This window comes from Acinetobacter sp. EKM10A, from assembly GCF_011075215.1.
Classification (GTDB): domain Bacteria; phylum Pseudomonadota; class Gammaproteobacteria; order Pseudomonadales; family Moraxellaceae; genus Acinetobacter; species Acinetobacter baumannii.
On sequence record NZ_JAALLK010000029.1, the window covers coordinates 1 to 8,461 of the forward strand.

Annotated in this window: 8 protein-coding genes; all 8 read left to right on the plus strand. The window is 37.9% G+C overall.

Going from position 1 to position 8,461, the window contains the following annotated elements:
- The coding region (locus tag G9371_RS18705; protein ID WP_171522744.1) for a hypothetical protein at positions 1-333 on the plus strand (333 nt) is incomplete at its 5' end.
- Positions 334-401: 68 nt separating this feature from the next.
- Positions 402-584 (plus strand): type II toxin-antitoxin system HicA family toxin, encoded by a 183-nt coding sequence (locus G9371_RS18710; protein WP_000838146.1) that lies wholly within the window; start codon positions 402-404, stop codon positions 582-584.
- Positions 585-676: 92 nt separating this feature from the next.
- Positions 677-1,081 (plus strand): type II toxin-antitoxin system HicB family antitoxin, encoded by a 405-nt coding sequence (locus G9371_RS18715; protein ID WP_000966688.1) that lies wholly within the window; start codon positions 677-679, stop codon positions 1,079-1,081.
- 98 nt (positions 1,082-1,179) lie between these two features.
- The gene (locus tag G9371_RS18720; RefSeq protein ID WP_031977118.1) at positions 1,180-1,704 is read left to right on the plus strand and encodes a DUF4468 domain-containing protein; all 525 of its coding nucleotides are present in this window, start codon (positions 1,180-1,182) and stop codon (positions 1,702-1,704) included.
- Positions 1,705-1,766: 62 nt separating this feature from the next.
- A complete protein-coding gene (locus G9371_RS18725) occupies positions 1,767-6,695 on the plus strand; it encodes a tape measure protein (RefSeq protein WP_165471302.1) in 4,929 nt (1,642 codons plus the stop codon).
- A gap of 157 nt (positions 6,696-6,852) precedes the next feature.
- Positions 6,853-7,611 (plus strand): hypothetical protein, encoded by a 759-nt coding sequence (locus G9371_RS18730; RefSeq protein WP_000856592.1) that lies wholly within the window; start codon positions 6,853-6,855, stop codon positions 7,609-7,611.
- Positions 7,604-7,990, plus strand: a complete 387-nt coding sequence (locus tag G9371_RS18735; RefSeq protein ID WP_000369030.1) for a hypothetical protein — start codon at positions 7,604-7,606, stop codon at positions 7,988-7,990. Before G9371_RS18730 ends, G9371_RS18735 begins: the two co-directional genes overlap by 8 nt.
- A gap of 61 nt (positions 7,991-8,051) precedes the next feature.
- Positions 8,052-8,450: a hypothetical protein gene (locus G9371_RS18740; protein ID WP_000277446.1), complete on the plus strand. Its 399-nt coding sequence runs from the start codon at positions 8,052-8,054 to the stop codon at positions 8,448-8,450.
- Positions 8,451-8,461: the final 11 nt, after the last annotated feature.

Consider the following 8,461-nt stretch of genomic DNA (forward strand, 5'->3'; position numbering starts at 1 on the left):
GTCATCGAGCTCTACAAATACCAAAAAACGTATGCGTCGAAAACGCCGCACGAAATCGAACAAATCAAGTTCTTAGGCGGCCGTATTCCGGATCCGCCAGAATATTCGTATGCGGCTGACTCTATTCTTTCGGCATTTAGTACTATTGCCAGATCCAGACGATATGAGCAGGGTATCCCGTTATCTTTAGATCAGCAGGCAATCAATGTCTATGCAGAGCATAATGATTTACCTGTGGATGCTCATATTTTTAATGACTGTATTTTTGCATTGGATAACTTGTTTTTAGATGAAGCCCATAAAAAAATAAATTCCAAGTCCTCAAAAAAGTAACCCTAGAGTTATTTACATATAATAACTCTAGGGTTATTATTATCTCATCAAGTTAATAAGGGATTGGTGTGAAAAGTCTGGATTTAATCAAAATGATTGAAGCAGATGGTTGGTATGAGGTTAGGGTTTCAGGAAGTCATCATCACTTTAAACACCCAACCAAAAAGGGGTTAGTTACAATCCCACATCCTAAAAAGGATTTACCAAACGGAACTGTTAAAAGCATTTTGAAACAAGCGGGTCTAAATTGACCCGCTGTTTCCCGACTTTAAATACTATATCCCTTACAACTAATCATAACGCAGTGGGCGATATGTTTATGCCAAGGGCATGGAGTGTTGAGATGTTATATCCAATTGCAATTGAACGAGGATCAGATACTGAGGCATTTGGTGTCACTGTTCCTGATATTCCAGGTTGTTTTAGTGCTGGTGACACACTTGAAGAAGCTATTGAGAATGTTAAAGAAGCTATTTCAGGCCATTTAGAAATATTGGCTGAAGATGGTGAGGAAATCCCATTAGCTTCCGAACTAGTTAAATTTGTCGATGATCCTGAATATAAAGGAATGATCTGGGCGGTTACCGAAGTTGATGTTAGTCGTTATCTGGGTAAACCAGAAAAAATCAATGTTACTTTACCAAGCCGTTTGATTCGTAAAATTGATGAGAATGTAGGTAAAGGTAAGAGATATACTACTCGATCGGCTTTCTTGGCTGCTGGTGCTGAAAAACTTTTACATGCATAGCCTGATTTAAAAGACCACCTTCGGGTGGTCTTGCTTTATGTGACATTTAGTAACCAGTTTGTTAAAGTTAGTACACTTTATAACAAACGGTGAAATTCATGAAAAAAATATTGGCTACTGGATTATTGAGTTTGGGATTAGTTGGGTGTGCTACTACCCCTCAGCAACCATCAGAACCTGTAAAGTTTGAAAAGGTTTATCAAATAGATGGATTAAAGCAAGGCCAAATTTATGATGGCGCACGTCAATGGTTTGCAACAGCTTTTCGCTCAGCAAATGCAGTAATTCAGTACGAAGATAAGACTACGGGTTCAATTATTGGCAAAGGTAATATGCCATACCGTTGTTCTGGGTTTGCTGATTGTATGACTGTTACTGCTGGTGATCGAGTAGATTTCACAGTGCGCGTAGATACAAAAGATGGGAAAATGAAAGTAAGTTACGATAATCTTACTCACTATAAACCAGCACAGGTAATTAGCGGAGTTCGCTATAGTGAAACCAATCGTACTATTACCGAAAATTATCCATCAGCTAAAATAATTATGGATGAATTAAATAAATCATCTGATCAAATGGCTGAAAAGATCAAAACTCAACAAAAAGTTAATGCTGATTGGTAAAGCAACTTAATTCACAAACCCACTCATTGAGTGGGTTTTTTATTGCCTAGAGGAAAAGTAAGATGGCACAAGAATCCCGTTTGGTCATTGTTATTGATTCGCAAAATGCTGAACGTAATGCGCGTAATCTAGGCAATGAACTGGATAGCATTGAGCGTAAAGGTGATTATGCTTCTAAGTCTATGGATGGCTTATCTGTAGCTACTCGAGCACTAGCTGGGTATATGGCTGGGCTAGTAACAGTAAGTTCTGCCATTTCAAAGATGGATACATATACTGGACTACAAAACCGTCTTAAGTTGGTCACTAATAATCAAGTTGAACTAAATAAAGCAACGGAAGACACTTTCCGAATTGCTCAAAAAACCTATTCAGCTTGGGATTCTGTGTTACAGGTTTACCAGCGTTTTAGTGATAATGCTAAAACGCTAAATCTCACAATGGATGACACAGCACGTTTAACTGAAACAGTTTCTAAAGCTGTAGCAATTAGTGGTGCAAGCGCAGAAGCTGCTGATGCAGCTTTAGTTCAGTTCGGGCAGGCTTTGGCAAGTGGAACGTTGCGTGGAGAAGAACTTAATTCTGTAATGGAGCAAACCCCAGCATTAGCTAAAGCAATTGCTCAGGGTATGGGTATTACTGTAGGTGAATTACGTTCAGTAGCTGCTGAAGGAAAAATTACTTCACAGGAAATCGTGAAAGCACTTAGAAATGTCCAAGATGAAGTTGATGCTCTTTTTGCTAAAACTGACATTACAATTGGTCAATCATTAACTCTACTTAATAATGAAATTACTAAATTTGTAGGAGAGGCTGGTAAAGGAAGCGGAGCAGCACAGGCTTTATCAGGATCGATTCAGTTATTAGCAAATAATTTGAATTTAATTGCAGACAGTGCATTTGCCATAGGTATTGGCTTAATGACAAAAGCCGTTTTAACAAAAACGGTTGCTGTACAAGCGAGCATTGCTGCGTCAACCAAACAAGTGTTTGCCACAATTGCTGAACGTAATGCAAATATTGCAGCAGCAAAAGCTGAAGTGGAATCTGCGCTTGCCGAAGCACAAAGTACGCAGGTGACACTAACGAACATCAAAGCTACTCATGCTCAGATCATGGCAGAAATAGAACTCGAAAAAGTTCGTTTAAAAGCCCAAATCACTGAACAAGGTCGCACGGCTACCATCACACGAATGGCTCAGCTAGGACGATTACAAGCTCAAGTTGCGTTAGAGGTTGCTGCCGCAGAAACAGCTCAATCAGCATCATCTGCAAGATTATCAGCAGCCTTAATAGCGCAATCTGTTGCTACAAGTCGTTTAGCTTTGGCAAAGTCAGCGCTTATGGCGATTTTTAGCCCAATGGGTTTAGCAATTGCAGCAACAGCCGCATCTTTCTATTTACTAAGCAGCAGTTCGGATGAAGTCAAAGAGTCTCTTGCAACACAATCTGACTCGGTTAGTGATTTAACAGATAAGTACATAAAGTTAAATACTGTGCAAGCATTAACAGAGGGTGTGCGGTTACGCAAAGAGATTGAGCAGCAAAATGATGCAATTGATGATGCTAGTGGAGCTATCAAACGTTTTGCTTATATCCAAAAGGAATTATTTAAATTATCTGGCAGTGATTATGAAGATTATCAAAATGCCATTAAGTCTATTGCTACAGGTGCAAGCGATGCAGGTGATCTCTTAAAAAAGATGATTTCTTCTGGTCGTTTTAGTCAGACTCAAATTGATAAACTTATTGAGTTCTCTAGTGCAGTAGCAGAATCAAAAAATAAGATTGAGCAGGGTAATACTGCTCTAAAACTCTTAAATGCTACTTCTGGACAACATGTTGATGTAACGGCCGAATCAATTAAGCAATTAACAATTCAAACAAACTTAACAAAAGTCGCTACTCAAAATTTCACTGACATGAAAACACAAATGCTTGATTCATTACGAGCACAAGTAGAATTCATTCGGTTAAATGGTGGTAGCGAAGAACAAGTTAAATCGTTGAATAAGGTAATCCAGGCATATTCTTTAAATCAAATTTCAGCAACTGATGCTGTGGACAAGTTCAACAGTACTGCCAAAGTTCCTGCTGAAAATATCAAGGGGTTACAGGATTATGCTACTAAAACGGATCAGTCTAAAATTGCGTTGAATCAGGCTAATGCTGAGCTGAAGAAACAAAACGACTTACGTAATGAGTACCTAAAACAACATCAAACTGTACTTGGTGCTCAACAAGGAGAAACAAATGAATTAAATAACCAAGTCGCTGCACAAGAAAAGTTAAATAAGTTACGAGACAACGCCAACAAAGATATTCTGAAAAATGATTTTCTTATAAAAAACACTAAGGCATTTGGTGGTGGCGAAAAGGGTCTTGATAAGGCGCGTGCGGCATCAGAGTTTTATACCGACAATAAAATTCCGATGACTAGAAGTTTAACTAGTCAGGAAGCTGCAATTTTTGAGGCTTGGTATAAGAAGCAGAAGGAAGCCAAGGACTTACAAGAAAGTATTACCGAATCTAGCAGAAAGCAAACAAAAGAGGTTGAAAAACAAACCAAAGAGTCTGCCAAACAAGCTGTTCTACTTGCTGGAAATGATGAGCGAGTGAGAAATATGCTACGAGTGTATCTGGCATTTCGAAATGCAGGCTTAGGCGATAAACAAGCTCGTGTAATGACAGCTCAAGTTGGACGAGAGACTGATTTTAGAAATGAGGCAATGTTTGGTAGCCATAAGGATGAAAATAATGGTTATACAAATACTGGATTTTTATCATGGCAAAAAAGTCGCTCAACTAAATTAATGCAGTCTTTACAAGGGCAAGGAGTCTTGGATAAAAACGGTAAAATCCAGCAAACTCAAGATGCATTGGATGCAATGGCTAAACATGCTGTGCAAGAGGCGATGACCGATAAAAGTTATAGTAAATCTAAAGCAGCTCTTCTTAATGACGATTTAGACTATCGAAGTTTAGAGAGAATTGTTGCCAAAAATTTTGTTGGCTGGGACTATGACGGGAAAAAGCTTGGCAAAGCTAAAGCTTCACAGCATTTAGCCAAACAAGACTCTTACTATAATCAGCTTAGTAAAATTTTAGGGGATAACCCCGAAGCAGCCTCAAAAGCAATCGGCGATCTTTCGAAGTTCGAAGATGAAGCATATAAGGCACGTGCTAAAACTCTTGAGGAAGTTAAGCAGCTCCAAGCAACATATGATTCAGAAACAGTTGCTAGAAGCAAAAAACGTGAGGAGGAAATCAACAAAGCAACCATTTTAGGTCAATCAAATTTAATCCCAAAAATTAATGAGCGTTATGATGCTGAAGACAAGTTAGCTCAGAAGCAATTTGATTTTGAAGTAAATGGTTATAAGTGGACTGAAGAACAAAAGCTTGATTACACATATGAAACTAATTCTTTGCGATTAGTTGCTGAAGGCAAACTCTCTGAAGATCAAAGAAAGGTTGCTTTAGATGGCCTGAAATTGCAAAAGCAACAAGAATTAGGTTTACTAAAACTTGCTCAAGAGCAACGTTTGTTTCAAGCTAAATTATTCTTGCTTTCAGAAACTGAGGCAATGCAAGAACGCTACCGATTGGAGCGAGAAGAAATTGCTAAAACAGTAAAAGATGAGGAGGAAAAACGTAAGCGACTGGCATTATCACGTGATCAAGAACGATTAGAAGCACTTGATCGTGCAGCAAAAGCTGGTCAAGCATGGGGTGGTATTCAAGCTGATATGAATGGCAGTGGTGAGTTCTATAGACTAGATCAAGAACGATCTAGCCGCCTAAGTGCCGCGACAAATCTACTTGATAGTCAGCAAGGTGTGGTTAATTTAAATGAACAAAATTCTATTGAGGCTTTAAACGCACAATTTGAGCAACAGCTTATAAGTCAGCAGGATTACGAAAATCAGAAAACAGCTATCATTCAAGCTGCTCAAGATCAACGTAATCAGATTGCTGCCGAATATGCAAAGAATGCTCAGGATATTGAAGATAAGTATCAGCAAGACCGCTTGAACACTCAAATTGCATTTGGTGGCCAAATGATGGGTTCTCTTACATCTATGTTTGGTTCAATGTTTGGAGAGCAATCTAAAGCTTACAAAATCATGTTCGCTGCAGATAAAGCTTATGCCATTGCAGCTGCTGGTATTGCGATTCAGCAAAATATTGCAGCAGCTTCAAAAGCTGGTTTTCCTCTTAATTTACCATTGATTGCTGGGGCGGTTGCTCAAGGCGCTAGCATCATTGCAAACATCCGGGCAATCAAAGATCAAGGTTTTGCTGAAGGTGGTTATACAGGTCGTGGTGGGAAATATGAAGTTGCCGGAGCTGTGCACAAAGGCGAAATTGTATGGTCCCAAGAAGACATTAAAAGATGGGGTGGTGTTGGTTTAGTTGAGAAAATGCGTAAGAGTTCAAGCCCTGAAGCTTTCCTCAATAATAATGCCTCTGCTGATAGTGTCATGCGCCGTGCAATGATGAGCTCTAGTGCCTTTATAGAAAGCCAAAAGCAGGCTGACATCTTTAATCAACCGGTTCAAGATACTCAGATTATCTATAAGGGTAATAGAGACACACCTAAATTAGCTTCTTCTGGAAATTCAGACTTATTCCATGATGGCAAGGTCTACTTCTCATCCAATGGTTTAGTTCAGGATCGTTCAAATCTGGATGATGTTCAGGACTTTACTTTAGGAAGTACTTCACGCCCTCAAGCTGAGATTATGCCTTCAATTGAGCCTGCTTCACCGACAATCAATTTCAAAATTGAAGTGATTAATCAGGTGAGTGGGGCGACAGTTGAAGCCGAACAACTGGATGAGCAAACAGTCCGGATCATTGTTAAAGATGAACTGGATAAGCAGCTTCCAAGAACGGTACCTAAGCTTGTAAGTGATCAAATCGCAAATCCAAACTCAACCATTAGTCGGTCTTTGACTGAGAATACGACAGCAAGACGGAATCGATAATGAACAAAACCGCCTTCGGGGGCGGTTTTTTCAAACTTTTTAAGATTCAAAAATCTTCGTAATACTTAGAATGATTCTGAGAGAAATGATTAATTTCATGTATCTTATAAAATAAATTCAGTAAGATTGTAGATATATCTTTTATCTTTATTAAGACATGAAAACACCAATTCCAAAAACCAAAATGGATGAGTTAGGTTCGCTGATAAACGGCTTCAAGCCTTTTGAAGTCCTTAGTGAGTTTAATTATGTAAGGTGTATGCGGTTACTTGATAGTAGTAAACAGACTGCACCTAAGGATCTTTGGCATGTTATGAAAGGGCTTATAGAGTTAAATGCTAATAATTTAAGTGAAGCAAATGAGGCAGCATTATATGTTTTAAAACATTCCAATAATTTTAGTTGTTTAAGGAATGCAATTTATATTTTTAATCATACTTTTGATTTTGATAATGTATGTAAAACAACAGATAAAATTGTAAAGCTAATTGAATTACAAAAAATGGATTCCAAAGGAATCTTACCAAGAGATCTTGGACTTATTTTCTTACTTAATGGTGAGTTATGGGCTAAGGACTCATCATTTTATAGTGAAGCTGTGTTTAATAACAGTTTTGATCATCACACTGTACTGGCTGATATCAATGATCGACTAGATATAAGTGAAAATGATTTCAAAAAGATCTCTTCTATTATCAAGAATACCGTTTTAAAGAATAATGCGAGAGTACTCAACCATGACTATAGCTTTATTGATGAAGAATTTTTATTACTTATATATATAAATAAACCTGTAAAAGAGATCATGAAAATTAACGAGGAAATTATTGAATTATGTTTTAAAGAAGGTCTTTTGACTGCATTTAACAAGATCTCATATACATTCGTTCCTTATAGTGAGGTTCTGAATGGATAATAAGCTTTTAGAATATTGTAATGAAATAGCATCTGCTGAAACCTCATACCCAGATTTACAATTAAGAAATGTTATCGGTAGAGCTTATTACTTCACATTTCATGAAGCAAAATATCATCTTGAAGATAGATTGAGGTGGAAGCCAACTTCAGAAAAAGGTGGGGTTCATGCAAGGTTATATAGCAGTCTTCTCAGTTATGATTCAAATGCTAATGAACAAACTAAAATAAATGCAGAGCTAGTTTATGCAAAGATCAATTCTTTAAAAAAATTAAGAACTAGGGCTGACTATAAAATGGAAATAAAGATTACGCGCGAACTTGCAAATTTTAGTATTGAAGAAGCTAAAAGAATTTCTGAGTTATTTGAACTAATTTAATTTACAACATTTGAAAAAACCGACCTTAAATGGTCGGTTTTTTATTACCTGAAGGAAAGTTATGTACAAGTTAAAGCTAAATCCTCAGACCAGCGGCTATGGCGTAACACCGGGTGATGATGTGAAACGTCAGCAGATGGATGGTGGTCGTGGTCGCTATTACATCGATGTAAAACGTAATAGCCACATTGTTGATGTGAACTGGAATTTAAGTAAAACCGATTTCAATAAAATGATGGCTTTCTGGCGGGTCTACCAGAATAAGCCAGCCTCATTCTATGCGGATCTGGTGATTGATCAGGGAGCACGTCAGCAATACCTATGTAACTTCATTCCGAACTCGTTCAAGACCAATGAAGTGAATGGCAACCTTTACCGGGTAAATGCACAGCTCGAAGTTGTTCAAAACCAGCCTAACCTGACTGCCGATATAGCTTTGATTAAGGATTGGGAGGTCTGATGGATAACGAA

Coding starts and splice junctions, on each gene's coding strand:
- G9371_RS18715 (WP_000966688.1), top strand. CDS start 677: ATGTTATATCCAATTGCAATTGAACGAGGATCAGATACTGAGGCATTT.
- G9371_RS18720 (WP_031977118.1), top strand. CDS start 1,180: ATGAAAAAAATATTGGCTACTGGATTATTGAGTTTGGGATTAGTTGGG.
- G9371_RS18725 (WP_165471302.1), top strand. CDS start 1,767: ATGGCACAAGAATCCCGTTTGGTCATTGTTATTGATTCGCAAAATGCT.
- G9371_RS18730 (WP_000856592.1), top strand. CDS start 6,853: ATGAAAACACCAATTCCAAAAACCAAAATGGATGAGTTAGGTTCGCTG.
- G9371_RS18735 (WP_000369030.1), top strand. CDS start 7,604: ATGGATAATAAGCTTTTAGAATATTGTAATGAAATAGCATCTGCTGAA.
- G9371_RS18740 (WP_000277446.1), top strand. CDS start 8,052: ATGTACAAGTTAAAGCTAAATCCTCAGACCAGCGGCTATGGCGTAACA.